The organism is Pseudomonas sp. FH1, assembly GCF_000510895.2.
GTDB classification, from domain to species: domain Bacteria; phylum Pseudomonadota; class Gammaproteobacteria; order Pseudomonadales; family Pseudomonadaceae; genus Aquipseudomonas; species Aquipseudomonas azotoformans_A.
In genome coordinates this window covers 13020-37149 of record NZ_AOHM01000053.1, presented here as the reverse complement: position 1 = coordinate 37149, position 24130 = coordinate 13020, and the positions used below count along the sequence as shown (strand labels likewise).

At 56.1% G+C, this 24130-nt stretch carries 24 protein-coding genes; 10 read left to right on the top strand and 14 right to left on the bottom strand.

Annotated features, from left to right (window positions below; all coding sequences use genetic code 11):
- Positions 1-4: 4 nt before the first annotated feature.
- The 4 genes from H096_RS17160 to H096_RS17145 are packed head-to-tail and all read right to left on the bottom strand — an operon-like array spanning position 5 to position 2951.
- Positions 5-253: a glycosyltransferase gene (locus H096_RS17160; protein WP_033900250.1), complete on the bottom strand. Its 249-nt coding sequence runs from the start codon at positions 251-253 to the stop codon at positions 5-7.
- The gene (locus H096_RS17155) at positions 243-1199 is read right to left on the bottom strand and encodes an NAD-dependent epimerase/dehydratase family protein (protein ID WP_033900249.1); all 957 of its coding nucleotides are present in this window, start codon (positions 1197-1199) and stop codon (positions 243-245) included. The genes H096_RS17160 and H096_RS17155 overlap by 11 nt, the downstream gene beginning before the upstream one ends.
- Positions 1196-2062 carry an alpha-1,2-fucosyltransferase gene (locus H096_RS17150; RefSeq protein ID WP_033900248.1) on the bottom strand — a complete coding sequence of 289 codons (867 nt, stop codon included), beginning with the start codon at positions 2060-2062 and terminating at the stop codon, positions 1196-1198. Before H096_RS17150 ends, H096_RS17155 begins: the two co-directional genes overlap by 4 nt.
- A 1-nt stretch (position 2063) precedes the next feature.
- On the bottom strand, positions 2064-2951 hold the full coding sequence (locus H096_RS17145; RefSeq protein WP_156717494.1) for a hypothetical protein: 888 nt from the start codon (positions 2949-2951) through the stop codon (positions 2064-2066).
- 52 nt (positions 2952-3003) lie between these two features.
- On the opposite strand from H096_RS17145, the gene H096_RS17140 reads away from it, so the two are divergent.
- On the top strand, positions 3004-3321 hold the full coding sequence (locus H096_RS17140; RefSeq protein ID WP_033900245.1) for a hypothetical protein: 318 nt from the start codon (positions 3004-3006) through the stop codon (positions 3319-3321).
- Between the two features lie 186 nt (positions 3322-3507).
- On the opposite strand, the gene H096_RS33350 is transcribed toward H096_RS17140, so the two are convergent.
- Genes H096_RS33350 through H096_RS17115 form a run of 6 tightly spaced genes read right to left on the bottom strand, consistent with a single transcriptional unit; the run spans position 3508 to position 9844 of the window.
- On the bottom strand, positions 3508-4560 hold the full coding sequence (locus H096_RS33350) for a glycosyltransferase family 10 (protein ID WP_156717493.1): 1053 nt from the start codon (positions 4558-4560) through the stop codon (positions 3508-3510).
- Positions 4524-5207 carry an FkbM family methyltransferase gene (locus tag H096_RS17135; RefSeq protein ID WP_156717492.1) on the bottom strand — a complete coding sequence of 228 codons (684 nt, stop codon included), beginning with the start codon at positions 5205-5207 and terminating at the stop codon, positions 4524-4526. The genes H096_RS33350 and H096_RS17135 overlap by 37 nt, the downstream gene beginning before the upstream one ends.
- 12 nt (positions 5208-5219) lie before the next feature.
- Positions 5220-6389, bottom strand: a complete 1170-nt coding sequence (locus H096_RS17130; RefSeq protein ID WP_033900241.1) for a DegT/DnrJ/EryC1/StrS family aminotransferase — start codon at positions 6387-6389, stop codon at positions 5220-5222.
- Positions 6386-7315 carry a GDP-L-fucose synthase gene (locus tag H096_RS17125; RefSeq protein WP_033900239.1) on the bottom strand — a complete coding sequence of 310 codons (930 nt, stop codon included), beginning with the start codon at positions 7313-7315 and terminating at the stop codon, positions 6386-6388. The genes H096_RS17130 and H096_RS17125 overlap by 4 nt, the downstream gene beginning before the upstream one ends.
- A 20-nt stretch (positions 7316-7335) precedes the next feature.
- A complete protein-coding gene (gmd, locus tag H096_RS17120) occupies positions 7336-8421 on the bottom strand; it encodes a GDP-mannose 4,6-dehydratase (protein ID WP_033900238.1) in 1086 nt (361 codons plus the stop codon).
- Positions 8414-9844, bottom strand: a complete 1431-nt coding sequence (locus tag H096_RS17115; protein ID WP_033900237.1) for a mannose-1-phosphate guanylyltransferase/mannose-6-phosphate isomerase — start codon at positions 9842-9844, stop codon at positions 8414-8416. The genes gmd and H096_RS17115 overlap by 8 nt, the downstream gene beginning before the upstream one ends.
- A gap of 527 nt (positions 9845-10371) precedes the next feature.
- On the opposite strand from H096_RS17115, the gene H096_RS17110 reads away from it, so the two are divergent.
- Complete coding sequence (locus H096_RS17110) at positions 10372-10704, top strand: ComEA family DNA-binding protein (protein WP_033900235.1); 333 nt, start codon at positions 10372-10374, stop codon at positions 10702-10704.
- An 18-nt stretch (positions 10705-10722) separates the two neighbouring features.
- On the opposite strand, the gene H096_RS17105 is transcribed toward H096_RS17110, so the two are convergent.
- Positions 10723-11301, bottom strand: coding sequence for a TetR/AcrR family transcriptional regulator (locus tag H096_RS17105; protein WP_033900234.1), 579 nt, complete (start codon positions 11299-11301; stop codon positions 10723-10725).
- Positions 11302-11435: 134 nt separating this feature from the next.
- Here H096_RS17105 and H096_RS17100 point away from each other — a divergent pair, with 134 nt between their 5' ends.
- Positions 11436-12080: a GntR family transcriptional regulator gene (locus H096_RS17100; protein ID WP_033900232.1), complete on the top strand. Its 645-nt coding sequence runs from the start codon at positions 11436-11438 to the stop codon at positions 12078-12080.
- A 15-nt stretch (positions 12081-12095) separates the two neighbouring features.
- Positions 12096-12944: a DUF1989 domain-containing protein gene (locus tag H096_RS17095; protein ID WP_033900231.1), complete on the top strand. Its 849-nt coding sequence runs from the start codon at positions 12096-12098 to the stop codon at positions 12942-12944.
- A 120-nt stretch (positions 12945-13064) separates the two neighbouring features.
- On the opposite strand, the gene H096_RS33345 is transcribed toward H096_RS17095, so the two are convergent.
- Positions 13065-13232, bottom strand: coding sequence for a DUF2897 family protein (locus H096_RS33345; protein WP_003172675.1), 168 nt, complete (start codon positions 13230-13232; stop codon positions 13065-13067).
- 112 nt (positions 13233-13344) lie between these two features.
- Positions 13345-14709 carry an ethanolamine permease gene (gene eat, locus H096_RS17090; RefSeq protein ID WP_033900229.1) on the bottom strand — a complete coding sequence of 455 codons (1365 nt, stop codon included), beginning with the start codon at positions 14707-14709 and terminating at the stop codon, positions 13345-13347.
- Positions 14710-15109: 400 nt separating this feature from the next.
- Here eat and kdpF point away from each other — a divergent pair, with 400 nt between their 5' ends.
- The 6 genes from kdpF (at position 15110) to H096_RS17060 (ending at position 23048) form a co-directional block, all read left to right on the top strand.
- Positions 15110-15199 (top strand): K(+)-transporting ATPase subunit F, encoded by a 90-nt coding sequence (kdpF, locus tag H096_RS17085; RefSeq protein ID WP_003218754.1) that lies wholly within the window; start codon positions 15110-15112, stop codon positions 15197-15199.
- Between the two features lie 9 nt (positions 15200-15208).
- On the top strand, positions 15209-16903 hold the full coding sequence (gene kdpA, locus H096_RS17080; RefSeq protein ID WP_033900227.1) for a potassium-transporting ATPase subunit KdpA: 1695 nt from the start codon (positions 15209-15211) through the stop codon (positions 16901-16903).
- 13 nt (positions 16904-16916) lie between these two features.
- Positions 16917-18974, top strand: a complete 2058-nt coding sequence (kdpB, locus tag H096_RS17075) for a potassium-transporting ATPase subunit KdpB (RefSeq protein WP_191983010.1) — start codon at positions 16917-16919, stop codon at positions 18972-18974.
- 24 nt (positions 18975-18998) lie between these two features.
- Entirely contained in the window at positions 18999-19544 is a 546-nt protein-coding gene (kdpC, locus tag H096_RS17070; RefSeq protein ID WP_033900223.1) for a potassium-transporting ATPase subunit KdpC, read from the top strand.
- Positions 19545-19669: 125 nt separating this feature from the next.
- Entirely contained in the window at positions 19670-22321 is a 2652-nt protein-coding gene (locus tag H096_RS17065) for a sensor histidine kinase KdpD (protein ID WP_033900222.1), read from the top strand.
- Positions 22322-22358: 37 nt separating this feature from the next.
- Positions 22359-23048, top strand: coding sequence for a response regulator (locus tag H096_RS17060; RefSeq protein WP_033900221.1), 690 nt, complete (start codon positions 22359-22361; stop codon positions 23046-23048).
- 31 nt (positions 23049-23079) lie between these two features.
- On the opposite strand, the gene H096_RS17055 is transcribed toward H096_RS17060, so the two are convergent.
- Positions 23080-24117 (bottom strand): patatin-like phospholipase family protein, encoded by a 1038-nt coding sequence (locus tag H096_RS17055; RefSeq protein WP_033900220.1) that lies wholly within the window; start codon positions 24115-24117, stop codon positions 23080-23082.
- Positions 24118-24130: the final 13 nt, after the last annotated feature.

Here is a 24130-nt window from a genome sequence, read left to right as displayed (position 1 = left end):
CCGGTCACGTATTAGCGAAACGCTCGGTCACGTTCACCGAAATCCGCAGCTTCACTCTTGGATCGACGGATTCGTAATGCCTGAGAATAGACAGGGAATCGTCAGTAGAACCATCATTGATGACAATCAGCTCAAAATCATTGAGTGTTTGTTGGAGGATCGAGTCAATTGCGGCGGCCAGGAAGGGCGCACCGTTATAAACGGGGAGAATCACTGAGATCAGTGGCTCTTTATTCGCATTTTCAATAGTCATTTTTCTTCTTCCAAAGCCAATCACGGGCGTTTATCAACCCTGCTTCAAAACCTATCTTGGGTTCCCAGCCTGTATCGGTCTTGAGTTTCTCTGAATTAAGCACGTTGGCATTTACATCAAAGCCTCGCTCAGGCAAGTGCTCAACGTGAACGTCACACTTGATTTCGTTCATCAATGGTTTGATGGCGTTGATCACATCCATGTTGCTGAATCCGACTCCCGACCCCAAGTTATAAATCTCAGATAACTTGCCATTTTCCAGTGCGTGAAATATTCCAGACGCTACGTCGCTAACGTATAAGTAGTCTCTTATCGTCCCCGCAGCGCCAAAGATTTTGACGGATGAGCCTTTTATAGATGAGGCGATCGCGGTAGCTATAAAACCTTGGCCGATGAAAGGCCTTTGGCCGACGCCGTAGGCATTTGCAGGACGCACACAGGTAAATTGAAGGTTATGAGTATGTGCGTAGAGATAGGCATAACTTTCTAGCGTTAGCTTGGTAACACCGTAGGGAGAAATGGGCTTTGTAGGGTGCTGTTCATCTATAGGTAGGGAGAGCGCTTCTCCGTACACAGTGCCTCCGGATGAAACAAGCACCAGCTTCAGGTTGCGACGGGAAACTTCATCAAATAATTGCACTGTCGCCGGAAGGTTTTGTTCCAGGTCGGCTAGCGGATTCTGAAATGAAGTATTCGGAACAGTCGCATAAGCGAGATGAATAACTTCTTGATGAGTATCCAATACGCTGCAGATTAATGACTTCTGCGCAAAGTCACCTGCTATGTAGGTAACCCCCGAAGGGACCTTGTAGCGTGGTTGGCTGCTTCGGCCGAGAACGGTTACTCGTCTTCCCGAGGCCAAAAGCTGCTCGACCAGAAAGTGACCGATATATCCACCGCCGCCGATGACAAGGGTAGACAGCCCGGGCGTAAATTTACTGATCATAGCCTGACCCAACTAGCAGGAATTAAGTCTTTTGAGTTCATGTCCGTATTGAACCATTTCTTGGGCGCAATCACATTTTTCGCGTCATTCGCGTTCAACCACGCGCCCCACCAGCTGAAGGAGCTGTTTGCAATAATATTGTGCTTGCAGAGGCTCATAAGTCGCATGTCATTGTAACTTTGATCGCCTTGATTATTGTCTATATAAATATGCGGGTATTCTAGCTTAAGATTTTCTTTGACCCAGTTGATATCATCAGAAAATATAAAAAAAGTTGGTGACTCGAGTTGCTTTGTCAGATATTCAATCGCGGACTTGTAGTAGTCAAGCGAGCAGGACGCATAAGCGGAGTTGTTGACATAATCCCCCCTTCTTACGTGAAGACTAATAGACTCTGAATTCCCGATCATATCAGCCAGCTCTACATTTTCAGCACTCAAGGGTGTTGAAAAGCGGAAATCTGCACGGATGATGTCTTCAGCGGAAATGAAGTAACGCTCGCTTTGCCAATATCCGCTGAGGTAGGTGTCCGCTGAAAGGCGTTCGAACCCTTGCCAGTGCTCAAAGGAGGGTTCAATCGCAAGTGCTTTATTGCGTAGCCAGGAGAGGACAGGCCTGTGCAAATAACTTTTGACCGAGTTAAGTGATTGCCAGCCCAGCATTTTTTGCACGTCTGCTTTTTGGGCTATATTAAAATCGCCGCTGAAAATTCTATCTAGCTCAAAACCCTGATGAAGGGTATATGAGTCAAAAGACGAAGTATCGAGCAGCAAGAATGTATTGTGCTTAGCGGCCAGTGCTTTGGCTGCAGCGTATTGAAACATTTGATTGCCAAGGCCACCAATCAAGTGTGCAATAACCATATTAAATTTTCCTTAATTGCACACTAAGTAATCTAGTAGTGGCTGGATTTTTCCAAAGCATGGTCATCAGTATTGCGAATAATATCAAAGATATGGCAGCACTGTATATAAAAGCCATGATCAGGCTGTTCGTTGCTGGTGCGTAAGTCGCTAAAGCACTCAGCGATATCATTATAATGAACGCTAAAATGATGCGGGGTTTATCGATCGTGAATTGTACTAATTGGTGCATGGTCCACGTCATGACAATAAGCATCGTCAAAGCCCCGATGACTAACGCGATGCCGGCCCAGACTATATCGATCTGTTGCATGCCGGTAAATATAATGATTACAATAATTACACTTGAGCCGGCAGCATACGGACCGGCTAGAGAGATCGTTCTTCGCCTGACATGAGCGGCATTGCTTAGTACATTTCCAAGTGCCCTGCATAATTCAATAACTGCACCCAAGGCCACAAACTTCCAAGCGTATGCATATTCTGCTGAGACTAGTAATGTTACCACGTAAGGTGCGGTGATGATTGTCAGCCCTGCCAGAAGTACGTAAATTGGACCCAAGGTGTTCAAAAGATCGGATACGGCTAATTCAATCTCGGCACTGCTAGAGCGCTCAGAGACCCTTCTAAAGAAAAAAGGGTATAAAAACTGTATCGCGAGTGACTCCGCCAGTGCCCATATTTGTCCTGATATTTGTAAGCCAATTGCAAGATACCCTAATTTTTCCAGGCCCCAAAAGTGTTCAATTGCGATGCGATATCCTGATACCTGAATCCACATTAATCCCGCAGCTAGGGATAACGGTAGGCAGTACGTTAAAATTTCTTTTTTTGTTAGTAATGACGGAGTTAGATTTATTTCTTCTTTGGCGCTCGCAGTCTTACGCATCAATTGGAATCGTGCACCTATCGCGCCGACCATTAAGCCTAATGCCTGACCTATGAACCAGGATCTGGCTGATGGCCATATAGTTACAAGTAAAATTGATGATAACAGGCTTGTTGATGAAGACACGATTGACCAAAATACTGACTGGTTCCGAAAACCGAGCATGTTCAACATGGGAACTAAAGTGGCATTCCAAGTCGCGGCCATCACCATCGCAAAGATTGCAAACATGGTCATCAGTGCATCATGCGGCGCCTGTGAATTCACTGCCACCAATGACACGGCAGAGCCAATGCAGGCGGAGATCATTACGAACAGCCGAAATGATCTAAGTCTGGGAATTAGAGTTTTATCATCCCACCAAGCATGAGTATGTAAATTTATGTGTTGGCCCACGGGGTTTATTAAAAATAGCCCACATAACATTTGTACCGTAATCAAAATGGCGAGTGCACCATATTGTTCTGGGGGTAGATATGTTGTCACTGCCTTAATTGAAATTAGAGCAATCACGGTTGATACAAGACGCCCCGTGCTTATGATGATTAGCTCGTTTTTAAATCCCAAGATCTTCGACTATTGTGTTGACAATAGTTTCCGTAAAAAAATGTGTGCCGAAAGGAATGGCGGCTGTGCTGCGGAGGAATGATGAAATTCGTTCCTGATATTTTACAAACTCTTCATTTGTCATGCTTTTGAGATGGTTGTAAAGCTCAGGCATGTCTTTGAATTTTCTGCGATCTATAAAGCAATCTTCTGGAATGTAATCTGATACGTTATCGGCTCCCCAATACACGGGAATGCATCCTGCGAAAAAGCAGTCGAATATTTTTTCAGTAATGTATCCAGGTAAATCTCTAACATTTTCGTAACAAATGGAAAACCTAGTATTTTTAAGCGTCTCGTATTTGGTGTTTACCCGCCCGCAGTAGCTAGGGAAATGATCTACCGGGATAATCTTGGAAATGGTATTCCAAGCTCTGCGCTCTATGGCGCCTATAATTCCAGTTTTCGCCGCAGGAATATTCCATCCGGAACCATAGAGATTAAAGTCCGCGGGTGCATTTTTTTCAAACCAACGAATAGCTTTCACGCGTTCTTTATAGAGATCGCGGGGGTCTGAAACTGTTAATGCCCTATTACTTGATATCAGGCAACAAAAAATCGGCCTTTCCGAAAAACCATCAGGGGGCGTAGTTTTGATGCGGTTTGGAAAATTTATTTTTATGTATTTTTTATCATCGACTAAGCTATCGTTCCATGTAAATACTTTATGGTACTTATTAAGGTTTTCAGTCACTCCATTTTCTATTCTGATCTGAGGAGTTTCTAGCATTAATAAATAACGACTAGCTGATGTGTACGAAGGGTGTACATCAAAGTCTAACCCGAATGTTATTTTTGATGTCTCTGACAAATCAAGAGTGTTTAGTTCGATTCCGTGTTCGCGGAATTTATTTCTTAGATGATAAAACGGGTAGAAACTGTCGTCACGATTTGACTCGTGACTCAAGTCAAAAACGGAATTATTCGTTAGCCCTTTACCTGCTAATGTGGAGTATATAAGTCCCATTAAACTGTCGTGCCTTTCAATTTCCAGTTCTCCCAAACAAATTCATAGTTCCACGTTTCCTGATGGGTCAGTTTGAACTGGTCACGGAGACGATCTCTCTTTTCCTTCGCGTGTTCAATGAAATCGTGAAACTGAATTTGCAGGTTCGTAATTTTGTAGATGTACTGTGCGTCTATAAGTGCGGGTAATACTTCGAACTCTCCGCCTTCTATATTGATTTTCATTAGGTCGATTTTATCAATGCCTAACTCTTCAATGCATGATATTACTGAGCGGACTTCAACTCGCTCAGTCTTGCCACTTATGTGTGGTGACTGAAAGCTTGACGCGTTTTCGGCCAAGCCTATATTTAACCACCCATCCTGAGATGAAAGTCCAAAATTGAAGCAATGTATTTTTTCGTTTCCTTTGAAACGATCAGCGCAGTGTTGAAAAAATTCAGATACTGGCTCAAAGATGTAGACGGAGCAGCCATACTTTTTATGTATTTCAGCTGCGAAGTCTCCACGGTATCCGCCTAAATCAAAGACGATACTTTCTGGGGTTAAGGGGTAATCTAGACGTAGCGTCATATCACCCCTATCTTTGAACCATCGTTCAATTTCAATTAAAAAATTGTCTTTTTTGACGTGAAGTTTGTAGAGATATCGCAATTTATTTTGTATTTTTTTTGTAAAATTCACGATTCTCACCGATTATTTTATAGTTGATAACGATTCAAATGCTTCTGGGATTTCAAAATGGTGATTTCCAACGAATAAGCCGTGGGTATCAATATGTTCGGCGTTTTTCAGAACACCATGCACTTCAGAGTCAAAGTACTTAACAACCTCATTCTTAGCAAAGTTGCCAGCAACGATCGGTCTGCACTCAAAACCCAGACCGGTTAATGTTTCCACAAGACCCTTACGCGTCAGCTGGCTACCTGGACGGATGACAAGGCTGAAACCAAACCAGCTCGACTCGCCAATTTCCTGCTGAATAATAATGTCTGGATGGTTAGACATTGCGCGTTGAAGAAGCACACCGTTTTTACGGCGCTCCTCAATTAGTGCAGGCAAGCGTTTTACTTGCTCAACGCCTAACGCACCTTCCAATTCCAATGGGCGGACGTTGTACCCTGGCAAGACAAAGCGAAACGACTCTTCAAACGGGTCATCACTTTTATCACTGCAGACCAGGTTCTGCTTCGGCAGGTTACGAGTCCAGCCGTGCGCTCGAAGGGAGAGAAGAATTTGGTACAGTTCTTCATCATCCGTTACGATCAGGCCACCTTCCATCGTGGAGATGTGATGGCTGAAGAACGAACTGAAGCTGCCCATGACGCCAAAGGTACCGGCTTGTTTGCCGTTATACGTCGCACCCATGGACTCGCAGTTATCTTCGATCAAAACGATCTCACGGCCGCCGATAATCTCCTCGATACGTCCGAAATCATTCGGATTGCCGAGCAGGTTGACTGCCATGATGGCACGGGTGTTGTCCGTTACAGCCAGCTCAAGTTGCTCAAGATCATAATTGAGGGTGTGCAGATCAATGTCTACAAACTTGATCTTAAGGCCGTATTGGTACAGGGGGTAATATGTAGTACTCCACGATACCGCCGGTACGATGATTTCATCGCCTCGCTTCAACTTCAGGGATGAATTCTGAGTATAGAACAGTGCCGCGACGATCAGCAGGTTGGCCGAAGATCCGGAGTTCACCATGACACAATGCTTGCTGCCTACGAATTCCGCGAAGTCACGCTCGAATGCCTTGACCTGTTCGCCCATGGTGAACATGCCTGTGGCGATTACGCGCTGCATCGCTTCGAGCTCTTCCTTCTCCCAGGAGGAGGTCGCCAGCGGAAACTTGATACTCATTGTTGATGCTCCAGATAATAGCTATAAGTCTTTTCAATGCCTTCCTGCAGACTGTGGCGGGGCTTCCATCCCCACGACGTCTGGCGCTCGATGCTCACGAGTTTGCGGGCCATCCCTACAGGTTTGGTAAGGTCGTGTTCAAATGCACCTTCATAGCCCATCACTACGGCCGCTGCACGGTAATAATCATTGATTGAATGATCGTCGCCCAAACCAATGTTCATATAATCCGGCAGTGAGTCGAAATGGTTGATGGCATGCATGAGCGCATCTGCTAAATCACCGCCATACATAAACTCGCGCCGCGCCTCGCCGTCCCCCCATATTTCCACAGAACGATCGCCATTATTTTTGGCCGTGTGAAGCTTGTGAATAATGGCGGGAAGCAAGTGCGAGTGCGCCGGGTCGAATTTGTCAAAACGCCCGAATATGTTGCAGGGGATAAGCGTTTTATATTGAAGTTGCTTGTTTTCGCGGGAGATGTAGTCGCATAACCGCGCCGTCACGATTTTGGCCAGCGCGTAGCCTTCATTCGTCGGCTCCAACTCACCCGTGAGGACCATGTCTTCACTCAACGAGCCCGTATGACTGCGAGGGTACATGCAGGAGCTGCCGAGATTGATCAGACGAGGAACGCCTACGGCTTGGGCTGCGCTGACGACGTTGCGACCCATGTCAAGATTGTCTCGCAAGAAGTCAACCGGCTCTCTGATATTCGCCTGGATCCCCCCGACCTTGCCAGCCGCATGAATGACGAAGTCGGGCTCGTACCGCTCAAAATAAGCCAGAACCGCGCGATAGTCGCGCAGGTCCAGTTCCTTGCTACGCGGAGCCAGTACTTCAAAGTCGCCAATACCGGGATGCTCGAGCAGGTTGCGCCCGACCATTCCCCCGCCGCCAGTCAACAGTATTCGTTTCGTGCTCATTGGATGGTTAGTCAACTTGATTATTCGTTATAGCTGAACGTCGTGTAGCCGTGCTGATTGACAAGCTCATCACGCTCGGCGCTTTTAAGGTCTTCGCGCACCATCTCACTGACGAGTTCGTCGAAGGTGATTTTAGGTGTCCAACCCAGCTTGGTCTTCGCTTTGCTTGCATCGCCCAGCAAGGTTTCGACCTCGGTAGGTCGGAAGTATCTTGGATCAACGGCGACGATGCATTTGCCCTCGTCGTTATAACCTTTTTCTTCGACGCCTTCGCCCTGCCAGGTAATTTTGATGCCCAGCTCTTTGGCTGCTGCATTGACGAAGTCGCGAACGCTGTACTGAACACCTGTCGCAATCACGAAGTCTTCAGGCGTCTCTTGTTGCAGCATCAGCCACTGCATCTCTACGTAGTCTTTGGCATGACCCCAGTCACGCAGAGAATCCATGTTGCCCAAGTACAGGCAGTCCTGCAGACCGAGCTTGATTCGGGCCAGAGCGCGCGTGATTTTGCGCGTCACAAACGTCTCGCCTCGGATTGGGCTCTCATGGTTGAAGAGGATGCCGTTGCACGCATAAATACCGTAGGCCTCACGGTAGTTGACCGTGATCCAGTAGGCGTACAGCTTTGCCACCGCATACGGGCTACGCGGGTAGAAAGGTGTGGTCTCTTTCTGTGGTGTTTCCTGCACGAGGCCATACAGCTCAGACGTTGAGGCTTGATAAAAGCGAGTCTTTTTTTCCAGGCCAAGGATTCGGATGGCTTCAAGAATACGCAGTGAACCCAGAGCGTCGGAGTTTGCAGTGTACTCAGGCTCTTCAAACGAAACGGCAACATGACTTTGAGCTGCAAGGTTGTAAATTTCGTCCGGCTGCACTTTTTGAATAATGCGCGTCAGGCTGGAGGAGTCGGTCATGTCACCGTGATGCAAGAAGAACGGCAGTCCCTTGTCGTGCACATCGTGGAACAAATGATCAATACGAGCAGTGTTGAACAAAGAGCTACGACGCTTGATGCCGTGCACTTCGTAACCCTTGCTCAACAACAGTTCTGCAAGGTAGGCGCCATCCTGTCCAGTCACGCCAGTGATGAGTGCTTTCTTAATCATTTGCTCTTCCATAATTATCTTCAAATCTTACGATATCGTTTTCGCCCAAATAACTACCTGATTGAACTTCGATTATTTCAAGCTCAACCATTCCAGGGTTCTTCAGGCGATGGATTTCCCCAATGGGGATGTAGGTAGACTGGTTTTCCGTCAACAGGAAGGTTTCGGTACCCCGTGTCACTTCCGCCGTGCCCTTGACGACTATCCAGTGTTCTGCGCGATGGTGATGCTTTTGCAGCGAGAGCGAGGCACCTGGCTTCACACCGATTCTTTTGACCTGAAAACGATCTCCTGTGTCGATACTGTCATACCAACCCCACGGCCTTGAAACCTTCCGATGTGTAATCGCTTGGCTACAGTTTTCTTTCTCGAGCTGGAGAACAACGTTTTTCACCTGCTCGACGTGATCTCTGTGAGTAATCAGCACTGCATCGGGGGTATCGATGATCAACAGGTTTTCGGTGCCTAGCGCTACGACTGGGCGGTGTGGTGCGTGAATGAACGTATTCCGCGACTGACTGATGCGGCCTTGGCCCTGAACTCTATTACCGAATTCGTCAGCTTCAGTCATTTCAGCCAGTGCGTTCCAGCTACCCACGTCGCTCCACTGCCCGCTGAACGGTGCCACCACCACGTGATCATGATGCTCCATTACCGCGTAATCGATACTTTCGGAACGGCAGTCGGAAAAGCTTTGCGCTTCTGGACGAATGAACGATGTTCCACCTGCAAGCAGCTCTGAAGCCGCTTCATCGAATGATCTTCGGCAGACTTCCAGAATATCGGGAGCATGCTTGGCCATTGCGTCAATCAGGACGGAGGCTTTACATAGGAATATGCCTGCATTCCACAGTACGTTTCCGCGCAGGAGCAAGTCCTGCGCCGTGCTCGAATTTGGTTTCTCGATAAAACGCTCAACTCGGCTACACCCGTCTTCCTGAACGCTGCCTTGCTGGATATACCCGTAGGCGGTCGAAGGAAAACTCGGCAGAACGCCATAGGTAACGATTGCCCCGGCTTCAGCGTGGGTAATACCAAGTGACACTGTTTTTGCGAATGCCGCCGAGTCAGGAATGTGGTGATCTGCAGGGCAGAACAACAGGAGATCACGACCTTCCTTCACGCTGCTCAGTGCTGCCAGCGTCATTGCTGCCGCTGTATTGCGAGCTGAGGGCTCCAGAATAACGGCTCCCCTCAACGGCATTGAGTGAAGACTTTCAGAGACTAAAAACCGGTGATCCTCTGAGGCTACCAACAGAACGTGATCCGCCAAGAGGGATACTCGTTCCAGTGTCAGTTGCAGCAGGCTCTTCTCTCCAACCAGGGGCACGAATTGTTTTGGAAAACTTTTTCGTGACAACGGCCACAGGCGAGATCCAGAGCCGCCACAGAGAATTACCGGGGTGATTGAGTTGAATGTCATCAGTGGTCTACTTGAACAAAAAGCCTAAAAAGCCAATGAATGGCATTACCTACTTGAATTCCGAAGTAGGTGAAACAACGATGAATATATGCAATAGCGTTGAAATGACTGATCGCTTCGTGATAGCCGTTAGCCTTCGTGCCGCAAGCGCTTTCCAGCTTCATTCGAGTCAAAAATCCTTTTAACTGGTCGGTTTTGAGGTCCGTTACGCGCGGTTTGCCAATATATTGACTGCTTTCCCACTGCTATCAGGCACGCTAACCCAATAGTTTACCTTACCCTTGGCATCCTTCAAATTTTACCTCATGCCAAGACGCCTAAGTCATTTTTTTAACGTCTTTCATATCCTCCACCTTTACCCACGGATCATGGCTACTGGGAGTGCAGCCTCTTCGGTTGGGCCACATCACCTCCAGGCGTCACATACTTTGTAACCCCATCATTTTTGACATGCCTTCATAGTCACCTAAGTTAGAAAAGCAGCTTCGGAAAGCTGCTTTTCTCTTCCCAATGTCATGGAGCGTCAAATGCAAAACACCTACCTCACCTCCCTCATCTTCGCCTTCCTCACCACTCTCTCCGTCACCACCACCGCAGCCCCGTCGGTCAAGTCCGAAGCCCCAGCCCCCATTACCGCGCAGATGGCCAAGACCGAGCAGTCCGGCAGGGTCAACCTCAACGCGGCTGACGCCGAAACGTTGCGTCGCGACATGTTTGGAATTGGTGCGGCCAAGGCGAAGGCTATCGTGGCTTATCGCGATAGCAATGGTCCGTTCAAGTCGGTGGATGAGTTGTTGGAAGTGAAGGGTATCGGCAAGGCGTTGCTGGAGAAGAATCGCGACCGGGTGGTGATCAACTAAGGCGGTGGAGGAGGCCGGTCATTGACCGGCCTTTTGGTCTTCGGGGATTTGTGCTTTCAAGCTGTCGCGCACGGTGTCCATGATTTTTGTCGCCAGGAGCGGGTCCTTGACACTGCGGGCCAGCACCAGGGCGCCGACGAGTGTCGACATCATCACCAGGCTTTGGGCGTCGCCCCGGCCATCGTTCAATGCCGTTTCAATCTGCTTGAGTCGTGCGCCGAGTACTGCATCGGTCGATGCGCTGTGTTGGCCCCTCAGTCCGAGTTCGGAGGACATGGTGGGCAGCGGGCAGCCTTGGTCGGGGGAGGTCAGGTGCCATTCGGAGAGGTAGCTGTCGATAAACGCTTCCAGCGGCCGTTCCTGGCTGAAGAGCATTTCGCAGTGGGCATCCAATTCTGCAGCGGCGGCCTGCAGGGCTTCTTCCACCAGTTGGTCCTTGGAGTTGAAGTGCGCGTAGAACCCACCGTGGGTGAGGTTGAGTGCCTTCATCAGGGGCTGCAGGCCGGTTGCGCCTATACCGTCGCGGCGAAAACGCGCGGACGCCTCCTTGATGATGCGCTGGTGAGTCTGGGCTTTATGGTCTTGTGAATAGCGCATGGGACGGCCTCGAGGACAGGCTGGCATTCTAACCGGCTTGTATCCTTTTACACGCATTCCTTGGGCGATAGGCGCGTTGGCATGAAACGTGATTACCTCAGCGCTATAGATTGTTCAACAATCATGAGGTGGTGATGACGCTCACATTGTCTTTGGCCGATCAGATAGCCCTGGAACTGCGTGCCGATATCATCGGTGGGCGGCTGTTGCCGGGCATGGCGCTGGTCGAGGTTGAGCTGGTCAAAGCTTATAACGCTTCGCGCAACACCATTCGCGAAGCACTGCACCGTTTGGGGCAGGAAGGGCTGACTCGGTATGTGCGTAACAAAGGCGTGATGGTTCGGCGCTTGGATGCGCATGAAGTACGCGATTTGTTTGTAGTCCGTCGCACCCTCGAGTTGCAGGCCATTGCCCAGGCAGGGCCTCTCACCGAAGCGCAATCCGAGCTTATGCAAAATGCCATCGACGCGACGACCCTGGCTCGCGAGCGCGAAGACTGGCGGGCGGTGGCGACCCACAGCCTGGTGTTTCACCAGCACATTGTCGGGCTGATGCGCAGCCCCTTATTCGACGAGTTCTTCGCCCAGGTCATCGCTCAGTTGCGCCTGGTGTTTTGCGCTGCGCCCGATGAACAACGTTTCCAGTCACCGTGGTTGGAGCGTGACCGTGAAATCTACTCGTTATTGGTCGAGGGCAATAAATCGGCGGCTGGGGAGGCGATGAGCCTGTACCTGGATGATTCTGAACAGTTGTCGTTGGCCCTTTTCAATCACCCCTGATCGAGGACTCCCCTCATGTACAAAGACTATCCGGCCGCTTATCAGGTCAGCAAAGGTTCGGCGTTGCAGGTCGACACGGCGTTCTACGCGCGTATTCGCGATGGGAAGCAACAACGTCATTTGGTCGAGCAGTTCGAGGTGCCGATTCGTACAGGGAGGGCCTGGAAGGTGCCTGCGGGGCATGTGTTCCGTGTCACCACGCCGGTGGGCCCGCAGGTGGGTGACTTCAATATCTGGAACGCCAACGACCCTCGCGAGCGCCTGTGGGCGGCGCGTACTCGCCAGTTGCAGGGCGCCCATGTGAGCACCCATGACCGTCTGTGGTCGAACCTGCCTTTTCTGCGGCCGCTGGTGACCATCACCGATGACAGCCTGGCGGGCTACGGCATCGATGAGCACGGTGGGCGCCTGCATGATTTGTTGGGGACGCGTTGCGATCCGTATGTGAATCGCATGCTGACCGGCGAGGACTTCCATCATCACTGCCATTCCAACCTTACCCGTGCGGTTTTGCCCTACGGGCTGACGGAATTCGACGTACATGACGTGCTGAATATTTTCCAGTGCACGGGGCTGAATCATGACGATATGTATTTTATGAAGGCGTGCCCGGCGCAGAAGGGGGATTACCTGGAGTTCTTTGCGGAGATTGATGTGTTGTGTGCACTGTCGACGTGCCCGGGCGGGGATTTGTCTCTGCCGATGTGGGGGCCGGAGGCGCAGGATCCGCTGACGGTGTGTCGCCCGTTGGGGGTGGAGGTCTACAGGTTGGACGAGGCGTTACTGGAGGGTTGGCGTCAGCCGGAGCGTGCTGCCTACAAGGGTCAGCATGGGTTGCAGATTGCCAAGGCGGATTGGGAGTAGGCCGGCGGAGGGCGCCGTTGCGTAGCCATGCGCGGGGCAAGCCCGCTCACTACAGCAGCGGGGGAGTCTGGGCAGCAGGGAGAAGGCCGTCTCATTGGAGGGACAGCCTTTTCTCCGAGGTCAGCGATCCTGCGCATCCTTGGCGTCCGCCTGGGCGTTGCGTTCGGCGACGCGCTTGCGTTGTTCGTCGGTGAGTTCCACCTTGTTGGCGCTGTCGCGCAGCATCATCAGCCCACCGACGATCGAACCGATCGCCACCACCATAATCAACCACGCATACCACGGCATAAGGCTCTCCTTGAGGCAGATTGCCGTGGGAGAATTTTCCCACGGGAATAACTGCTTTGAGTGACGGGCTTTCTTACTAGTTCAGTGTAGGCCCGTTCTGCCTCTCAGTAGATCAGAGCCCGGTCAGCATCGCATCCGCCGGTGCGTTGGCACGGTCATGTGCCGTCATCTGGAAGTACGCGAACCCGACCGCCATGAAGCCGAGGAAGATCAGCCCGATCAAGGCGTTGAACCAGGCCATGGCGACCAGGCACACGATGGCCAGCACCAACGCAATGCCTGGCACGATCGGATAACCCGGTGCGCGGAAAGTGCGCTCCAGCAAGGGTTCGGTCTTACGCAGTTTAAACAGGCTGAGCATGCTCATGATGTACATCACGATGGCGCCGAACACCGCCATGGTGATCATCGCGGCGGTCAATGTCATGCCACCCAGGTTGATCAAACCGTCGCTGTAGATGGCGGCAATCCCCACCACGCCGCCGGCGATGATTGCCCGGTGGGGTGTCTGAAAACGCGACAGTTTGGCGAGGAAGGGTGGAAGGTAACCGGCGCGGGCCAGGGCGAAAAACTGTCGGGAGTAGCCCAGGATAATGCCGTGGAAGCTCGCCACCAGGCCAAACAGGCCGATCCACACCAGCATGTGCAGCCAGCCGGAGTTGTCACCGACTACGATTTTCATGGCTTGAGGCAGCGGGTCGTTGATGTTGGAGAGAGTGCGCCAGTCGCCCACGCCGCCGGCGAAGAACATCACGCCCATGGCCAGGATCACCAGGGTCAGGATGCCGCTGATGTAGGCTTTTGGAATGGTGCGCTTGGGATCCTTCGCTTCTTCGGCCGCCATGGCCGCGCCTTCAATCGCCAGGAAAAACCAGATGGCGAAGGGGATGGCGGCAAAGATGCCGGCAATTGCCGGGGCGCCAAACGTGTCGGAACCGGCCCATCCATTCAGTGCGAAATTGCTGAAGCTGAAAGCCGGAGCAACGACGCCCATAAACACCAGCAATTCCGCCACGGCGAGCACGCATACCACCAGCTCGAACGTGGCGGCGAGTTTCACCCCCAGGATGTTCAGGCCCATGAACACGATGTAGGCACCGACGGCCGCGTGTTTGGGGTCCAGTGCGGGGAATTGCACATTCAGATAGGCGCCAATGGCCAAGGCAATGGCCGGTGGTGCGAAGACGAATTCGATCAAGGTCGCGAGCCCTGCGATCAAGCCGCCTTTCTCCCCGAAGGCCCTGCGGCTGTAGGCAAATGGCCCGCCCGCATGAGGGATTGCGGTAGTCAGTTCGGTGAAACTGAAGATAAAGCAGGTGTACATCGCGGCGACCATCAACGAGGTCACCAGGAAACCCAAGGTCCCGGCGACGCCCCAGCCGTAGCTCCAGCCGAAGTATTCACCGGAAATCACCAGGCCGACCGCGATGCCCCATAAGTGCAGGGTGCCCAAGGTGGGTTTGAGTTGTGTGTTCATTGCGTTGCTCCCTGAACCGGTTGGAATGATTCAAGGTGTTGCAGCGGCCATGCCAGGGTGGAAATCGTTGTCGTAAAGCCGTGCAACTGTCGTCGGTGCGACGGTTTGGCGTTTGAAAATGTTCGGTATCGCACCAGATAAGTGCTGGAGTGGCTGTGCGGGCCTCATCGGGGGCAAGCCCCCTCCCACATTTCGACCGGTGTACGCAGGCCAAGTGTGGGAGGGGGCTTGCCCCCGATGAGGCCCTCCCAATCACCACCAATCCCTCTGTAACCTGCGCATAAGCGCACTCTTTACGCCATCTTTACGCCCCACCCACGGGCTCGCTCTCGTCCCTTTACACCACTCCTGCCGACAATTGCCCCACACGCGGCACTCGCCGCTAAACGGAGAGACTTCCATGAGTGTTCTGGACGGGGTGTCACTGCTACTGGCCGTGGCGCTGTTCATTTATCTGCTGGTTGCGCTGTTACGCGCGGATCGGAACTAGGAGCGGGCCATGCACAGTTATGACTATTGGCTGATCATTGCCTTCTTTGCCGTGGTGCTGGTGCCGGCGCCGTTCCTGGGGCGGTTCTATTACAAGGTGATGGAAGGGCAGCGCACCTGGCTCAGCCCGGTGCTGGGGCCTGTGGAGAAGGCCTGTTATCGCCTGTCGGGCGTGGATGAATCGCAGGAACAGAGCTGGCAGAAATACATGCTGGCATTGCTCGCTTTCAACCTCGCAGGCTTCGTGTTGCTGTTTGCGATCCTGCTGTTTCAGGATGTTCTCCCACTCAACCCGCAGCAATTGCCGGGTCAGGAATGGACCCTGGCCTTCAATACCGCAGTCAGTTTCATGACCAACACCAACTGGCAGTCCTACAGCGGTGAGGCGTCCCTGAGCTACCTCAGCCAGATGGCCGGCCTGACCGTGCAGAATTTCGTCAGTGCCGCCACCGGTTTGGCCGTCCTCGTCGCTTTATGTCGTGGGATCGGTCGCAAATCCGCCCAGACATTGGGTAATTTCTGGGTCGACATGACCCGCGCCACCCTTTATGGGCTGTTGCCGTTGTGCCTGGTGCTCGCACTGTTCCTGGTCTGGCAGGGCGTGCCGCAAACCTTCGCCCATTACATTGATGCCGTGACGCTGCAAGGCGTGGATCAAGTGATCCCCCTCGGTCCGGCAGCCAGCCAGATTGCGATCAAGCAACTGGGTACCAATGGCGGTGGGTTCTTCGGGGTCAACTCGGCCCATCCATTTGAAGACCCGACGGCGTGGGCCAACCTGTTCGAAGTGGCGGCGATCATCCTGATCCCGGTGGCGCTGGTGTTTACCTTCGGCCACTACGTGAAGGACCTGCGTCAGAGCCGCGCGATCCTCGGCTGCATGTTGGCGCTGTTCCTGATCGGCGGCGCGACCTCGTTGTGGTCCGAATACCAACCCAACCCAACCCTCAACCACCCGGCCGTGGAGCAAACCGCGCCGCTGGAAGGCAAGGAAGCGCGCTTCGGTACCACCGGCACCGTGCTCTGGTCGGTGACCACCACGGCGGCGTCCAACGGTTCGGTCAACGGCATGCAAGACAGCCTCAGTCCCCTCAGCGGGATGGTGGCGATGGTCAACATGATGGTCGGCGAAGTGATCTTCGGCGGCGTCGGCGCCGGCATGTACGGCATGTTGCTCAACGTGTTGATCGCCGTGTTCCTTGCCGGCCTGATGATCGGTCGCACGCCGGAATACCTGGGCAAGAAACTCCAGGCCAAGGAAGTGCAACTGCTCGTCGTGACCTTGCTGGTCATGCCGGTGGGCGTGCTGGTGCTGGGTGCCATCGCCGCGAGCCTGCCTGGCCCGGCCGCTGCCATCAGCAACCCTGGCCCCCACGGTTTCAGCCAGTTGCTCTACGCCTACACCTCGGCCAGCGCCAACAATGGCTCGGCGTTTGGCGGCTTTGGTGCCAACACGCCGTTTCACAACCTGATGCTCGGCCTGGGCATGTTGATCGGGCGCTTCGGCTACATCCTGCCGGTCCTTGCCTTGGCCGGCAGCCTGGCCATGAAGAAGGCCGCACCGCTCGGCCAGAACAGCTTCCCGACTCACGGCCCGTTGTTCGTGACCTTGCTGACCGTGACCATCTTGCTGGTGGGCGGCCTGACGTTCTTGCCGACGCTGGCGCTGGGCCCCATTGCTGAACACCTGAGCATGGGCTTCTAAGGGGGATATGAGAATGAACATGCCTGCAAAAAATGCTGCTCCGGTGAAAGCCCAGGAGCCTGCCAAGACCGCGATTTCCGCGCTGTGGCGCCCGGCGCTGGTCCAGGCGTTCGTCAAGCTGGACCCACGCCAGCTGCAACGCTCGCCGGTGATGCTGGTGGTCGAATTGACCGCGATCCTCACCACCGTGCTGTGCTTCGTGCCCGACACCCGCGTGCCGACGTTCGTCGCGGTGCAAATCGCCGTGTGGCTCTGGTTCACCGTGCTGTTCGCCAACTTCGCCGAAGCCTTGGCCGAGGGCCGTGGCAAGGCGCGCGCCGACAGCCTCAAGGCCGGCAGCGAAGGCCTCAGCGCGCGCCGCAGGGAAACCGATGGCGGCTTCAAGGTGGTGCCCGCGGCCAGCCTGCGCAAGGGCGATGTGGTACGCGTCGCTGCCGGGGAAATGATCCCAGGGGACGGTGAGGTCATCGAAGGTATTGCCGCGGTCAACGAAGCGGCGATCACCGGGGAGTCCGCGCCGGTCATCCGCGAGTCTGGCGGCGACCGTTCGGCAGTCACCGGCAATACCCGGCTGGTGTCGGACTGGCTGTTGATCCGCATCACCGCCAACCCTGGCGAATCGACGCTCGACCGCATGATCGCCCTGGTGGAGGGCGCCAAGCGCCAGAAGACCCCCAACGAAGTGGCGCTGGATATCCTGCTGATCGGTCTTACGCTGATTTTCCTGCTGGTGGTGGTGACGCTGCAGCCGTTCGCCCACTTCGCCAATGGCAGCTTGCCGCTGGTGTTCCTCGTCGCACTGCTGGTGACGCTGATTCCTACCACCATTGGCGGCTTGTTGTCGGCCATCGGCATCGCCGGCATGGACCGTCTGGTGCGTCTCAACGTGATCGCCAAATCCGGTCGCGCAGTGGAAGCAGCGGGCGACGTGCATGTGTTGCTGCTGGACAAGACCGGCACCATCACGTTCGGCAACCGTCGCTGTGCGGCGGTGGTCGCGGCGCCGGGCGTCAGTGGCAAGGCGCTGGCCGAAGGTGCGCTGCTGGCGTCCCTCGCAGATGACACGGCGGAGGGCAAGTCCATCGTCGACTACCTGCGCGCGTTGCTGCCCCAGGCCGAACCGTCCCTGGACGCATTGACGGCGGTGCCGTTCAGCGCGGAAACCCGCCTGTCCGGTGTCGACTACCAGGGCCGCGTGATCCGCAAGGGTGCGGTGGATTCGCTGCTGGCGTTCATCGGTCAGCAACGCAGCGACCTGGCCCCGGCGCTGGCGCGAGAAATCGACAAGATCGCGCAAAGTGGCGGCACGCCGTTGCTGGTGTGCGCCGACGGCAAATTGCTCGGAGCCATTCACCTCAAAGACGTGGTCAAGCCCGGCATCCGCGAACGTTTCGCCGAACTGCGCAAGCTGGGCATCCGTACCGTGATGGTCACCGGCGACAACCCGCTGACGGCCGCCGCGATTGCTGCCGAAGCGGGCGTGGACGATGTGCTGGCCGAAGCGACACCGGAGAAAAAACTCGCGCGCATTCGCCACGAACAGAATGACGGCCGCCTGGTGGCGATGTGCGGCGACGGCGCCAACGACGCCCCGGCGCTGGCCCAGGCGGACGTCGGCATGGCAATGAACGATGGCACTCAAGCCGCTCGCGAAGCCGCCAACATGGTCGACCTCGACAGCGACCCCACCAAGCTGCTGGACGTGGTGCAGATCGGCAAGGAGTTGTTGGTAACCCGCGGTGCGCTCACCACGTTCTCCATCGCCAACGACGTGGCCAAGTACTTCGCGATCCTGCCGGCGCTGTTCGCCTCGATCTACCCGCAATTGGGCGTGCTCAACGTGATGCAATTGCAGAGCCCGCAAAGCGCGATTCTGTCGGCCATCGTGTTCAACGCGTTGATCATTGTGGTGCTGATTCCCCTGGCACTGCGCGGGGTGCGCGTACAGGCGGCGAGTGCGGCGGCCTTGTTGCGGCGCAACCTGCTGATCTATGGGCTGGGCGGGATCCTGGTGCCGTTCGTAGGCATCAAGGCGATCGACCTGTTGCTGACCGCGTTGCACCTGGTGTGAATTCACAGAATCGAGGAGTTTGAAATGTCCACTATCATCCGCCCGGCCCTGAGCCTGTTGGTCCTCATGACCCTGATCACTGGCGTGGCCTACCCTCTGGTCGTCACCGGTGTCGCGCAAGTCGCCTTCCCCGACCAGGCCAACGGCAGCCTGGTGCGCGACGCCAGCGGCAAAGTGCGCGGCTCCAGCTTGATCGCCCAGGATTTCAGCGGGGACGGTTGGTTTCACCCGCGTCCCTCCGCCGGGGCGTTTGCGACGGTTTCCAGCAGTGCCAGCAACCTCGGGCCAAGCAACCCGGCCTTGGCGACTCGGGTCTTCGATGACGCGAACAAGCAACAGGTGCCTGGTCAGGGGCCGGTGCCGTTGGCTTCTCTGACTACCTCTGGCAGCGGTCTTGATCCACACTTGCCACCTGCGGCGATTGCCTATCAACTGGCCCGCGTGGCGGCGGCGCGAAATGTGCCGGTGTCGACCTTGCAGCGGTTGCTCGACGCGCATATCGAACGCCCGTTGGTAGGCCCGCCAGTGGTGAATGTACTGGCCCTGAACATGGCCCTGGAAACGTTGTAGGCAGTAGCACCGTCATCGCGGGCAAGCCCGGCTCCCACAGTTGACCGCGTTTCAATGTGGGCGCCGGGCTTGCCCGCGATGACGGCCTGAAAGACACCCCATGAACACCTGAAGGAACCTCCAGCATGAGCGACTCCGGCCGCGCCGATGCCTTGCTAGCCGACCTGCCCCGCAACGGTCGTGGCCGGCTCAAAGTCTTCCTCGGCGCCGCGCCGGGGGTGGGCAAGACCTACGCCATGCTCCAGGCCGCCCATACGCAACTGCGCCAAGGCGTCATGCTCATCGCCGGGGTGGTGGAAACCCATGGCCGCGCCGAGACCGAAGCCTTGCTCGGCGGCCTGCCGCAGCAACCGTTGTTGCGCAGCGAATACCGCGGCGTGATGCTCGAAGAAATGGACCTCGACGGTCTGCTCGCCGCCAAGCCGAAACTGGTGCTGGTGGACGAACTCGCCCACAGCAACGCGCCCGGCAGCCGCCATGAAAAGCGCTGGCAAGACATCCAGGAACTGCTCGCCGCCGGCATCGACGTGTTCACCACGGTCAACGTCCAGCACCTGGAAAGTCTCAATGACCAGGTGCGCGGCATCACCGGCGTGCAAGTGCGTGAAACCCTGCCGGACTGGGTGTTGCAAGAGGCTGATGAACTGCTGTTGATCGACTTGCCATCGCGTGAATTGCTCGAGCGCCTGCGCGACGGCAAAGTCTACGTACCCGAGCAGGCCCGCGCGGCCATCGACGCATTTTTCACCCAGACCAACCTCATGGCCCTGCGTGAATTGGCGATGCAGACCGCCGCCGCCCACGTCGACAATGATCTGGCCCAAGGTTATCGCCAACTCGGCCAGGCCGCACCGGCGGTGCGCGGACGTTTGCTGGTGGGCGTGGACGGTGACGCCCAGGCCGAACGCCTGGTGCGACACGCCAGCCGCGTGGCCCAGCGGCGGCATTTGCCCTGGAGCCTGGTGCATGTCGACAACGGCCGCGCCCGGGATGAGCAATCGCGCCTGCGCCTGCAAAACGCCCAGCAACTGGCGGAGCGCCTTGGCGGCGAAGTGGTGTTGCTGCGGGCTGGCGAGGTCGCCAGGACACTGATCCAGCATGCCGCCGAGCGTCGTGCCAGCCTGCTGCTGGTGGGGCAGTCGCGTATGCGATGGCGCCGTCGCCTGTTCGGTGGCGGGTTGGCGGCGCGTCTGCTGCTCAATGCGCGTGGCCTGGAAATCAACGTCCTCGACCGCGACGACAGCCCCGCACCGCCGCGCCTGCCGCCTGTGCGCGGCCTGGTGTGGTTCGACTACGCCCTGGCGGTGGTCGCGACGGTGGTCGCCGCCGCCCTGGCCTGGGCGGTGTCCAGCGTGTTGCCGTTGCCGAATATCTCCCTGGTGTTTCTCGCGGCCGTCCTGCTGGTGGCCGTGCGCAGCAGCCTGGGGCCGTCGCTGGTGTGCGCGGCGCTGTCGTTCATGACCTATGATTTCTTGTTTATCCCGCCCAATTTCTCCTTCGCGATCCAGCGTGAAGAAGATGTGCTGACGCTGCTGTTTTTCCTGCTGATGGCCGCACTCACCGGCAACCTCGCTGCGCGTCAACGCCGCCAGCTGCAGGCGCTGCGTGATACCCAGGAAGAAACCAGTGAGTTGCTCGACCTGTCGCGCAAACTCACGGCGGCCACCGACCGCCAGGCGGTGATCAGTGCGGCGGCCCATCATCTTGAAGGCTGGAGTGACCTGGATTTGTGCCTGGTCAATCGTGACGGCCAGGGGGGCTGGACCATCGAGACCGGTGGTTCCCTGACGTTCAGCGAAGCTGAACGCGCCGCCGCCGACTGGGCCTGGCAGCATGATCAGCCGGCCGGTATGGGCACTGGCACGTTGCCGTTCGGGCGTTGGTGGTGGTGGCCGTTGTCCGGCGAGGAGGGGCCGTTGGGCTTGCTGGGCGTCAGCCCTAAACAGGGCTTGGCATTGAGCGGTCAACGTCGGCGGTTGCTCAGTGCGTTGAGCCAACCCTTGGCCCAGGCGCTGGCGCGGGCGCAACTGGCGCAGGAGCTGGAGTCCGCGCGCCTGCATGGCGAAACCGAGCAACTGCGCAGCGCCTTGCTCGCGTCGGTGTCCCATGACCTGCGCACGCCGCTCACCGCCATGCGCGGCAGCATCGACAGCTTGTTGGCGCTCGGCGAGGCCATCCCGCTGGAGGATCGTCGCGAGTTGCTCGAAGGTACCCGCGACGAAGCCGAGCGGCTGGACCGCTACATTCAGAATCTGCTGGACATGACCCGCCTGGGCCACGGCGCGCTCAAGCTGGCGCGGGACTGGGTGTCGCCGGCGGATATCGTCGGCAGTGCCCTTGGCCGTCTACGCACGGTGCTGGCGCCGTTGCAGGTGCGTGTGCAGGTGCCCGCGCAGTTGCCGCTGTTGTATGTGCACGCGGCGCTGATCGAACAGGCGCTGGTCAATGTGCTGGAGAATGCGGCGCGGTTTTCGCCGCCCCAGGGCCATCTGCAATTGAGTGCTGGCGTGGCCGAGGACCAAGTGTTCTTCGCCGTGGCAGATGAAGGGCCGGGGATTCCCGCTGATGAACGCGCAAAAATTTTCGACATGTTCTACACCGCCGCCCGTGGCGATCGGGGCGGGCAGGGCACCGGCCTGGGCCTGGCGATCTGCCAGGGCATGGTCGGTGCCCATGGTGGGCGTATCAGCGTGGACGAGGGGATTGAAGGGCGCGGCACCTGTATCACCTTGTTCCTGCCATTGCCGACCCAGCCTGGCCTGGAGCGCGAGGCATGAGCTACCCTGTTTTGCTCAACGAGCTTGATAAGACACCATGAGCCAGACCGCGACGATTTTGGTCATTGATGACGAACCGCAGATCCGCAAATTCCTGCGCATCAGCCTGGCCTCCCAGGGTTACAAGGTGATCGAGGCCGGCACCGGTGGTGAAGGCCTGGCCCAGGCGGCGCTGAGCAAGCCGGATCTGCTGGTGCTCGACCTGGGCTTGCCGGACATGGATGGCCAGCACGTGCTGCGCGAGTTTCGTGAGTGGTCGACGGTGCCAGTGCTGGTGCTGTCGGTGCGCGCCAGTGAAGCACAGAAAGTCGAGGCCCTCGATGGTGGGGCCAATGACTACGTGACCAAGCCCTTCGGCATTCAGGAATTTCTCGCCCGGATCCGTGCGCTGCTGCGCCAGGCGCCGGCGGGTGAAACGCCGGATGCCGCACTGCACGTGGGGCCGCTGACGGTCGATCTGGCCTACCGCCGCGTGTCGCTGGACGGCGCCGAAGTGGCGCTGACCCGCAAGGAGTACGCCGTGCTGGCGCAACTGGCACGGCATCCGGGCCGGGTGATTACCCAGCAGCAATTGCTCAAGGATATCTGGGGGCCGACCCATACCGAAGACAGTCACTACCTGCGGATTGTGGTGGGGCATCTGCGCCAGAAGCTGGCGGACGATCCGACCCAGCCGAGGTTTATCGTGACCGAAGCCGGGGTGGGGTACCGGTTGTTAGGCGCTTAGCCTGTCACGAGAGGGTCAAACACCCCAGCTCTCAGTGCTGCTCACTCTCATACCGATCCAACGTATCCCTGGCAATCTCCCGCCCCAACGCGATCAACTCCGGTGCCTTGTAGAACTCGAAAAACCGGCACACCCGCTTCGGCACGTTGATCAGCACATCCGGCGGGTAACCGGCGATCTTGTATTGCGCCAGCGACGTCTGCATCACCTCGAAACTCTGGTTGATCAAGTCCAGCAGCGACGCCGGCCCGACGTTATCGATAATGAACGAACCGGTGGCGGACTTCGGCGCGCCTGCCTGTTCCGGCGCAGCGGCGGGCTGCTGGGCTTCCGGCTCGGCTGAATCGAGCCACGGGTTGATGTCTGCAGCCTGGGCCTGCAAGGCCTCCTGTTCCAGCTTCATCAGCTGTTCAGCCTGCTTGCGCCGAAACGGCAGGTGGGAACCCAGCGACTGCGCCAGGTTGTTGAAGCGGCTCTTGAACGCCGGCGGACGCTGGATCACCGGCAAGTGATAGTGCTTCTGGTTGGTGGCGTTGAGGTTGACCGCGATGATCAAGTCGCAATGGCTGGACACCACTGGCACGATGGGCAGCGGGTTGAGCAGGCCGCCGTCCACCAGCATCCGGTTGCCCTGCATCACCGGGGTAAACAGGCTGGGGATGGCGGCCGAGGCGCGCATCGCCTGATGCAGGCAGCCCTCCTGAAACCAGATTTCCTGCTGGTTGGTGAGGTCGGTGGCGACGGCTGTGTAGGGGATGCGGAGCTCTTCGATATTCAATTCGCCGACGATCTTGCGGATCTGGCCGAAGACCTTCTCCCCACGGATCGCCCCCAGGCGAAAACTCACGTCCACCAGGCGCAATACGTCGAGGTAATCGAGGCTTTCGATCCAGTTTCGATACTCGTCCAGCTTGCCCGCGGCGTAGATGCCGCCCACCACCGCCCCCATGGAGCACCCGGCGATGCAGGCGATGTCGTAGCCGCGCCGTTCGATTTCTTCGATCACGCCGATATGGGCGTAGCCCCTGGCCCCCCCGGAGCCCAGCACCAAGGCAACACGTTTTTTCATGGTCCATGTCCTC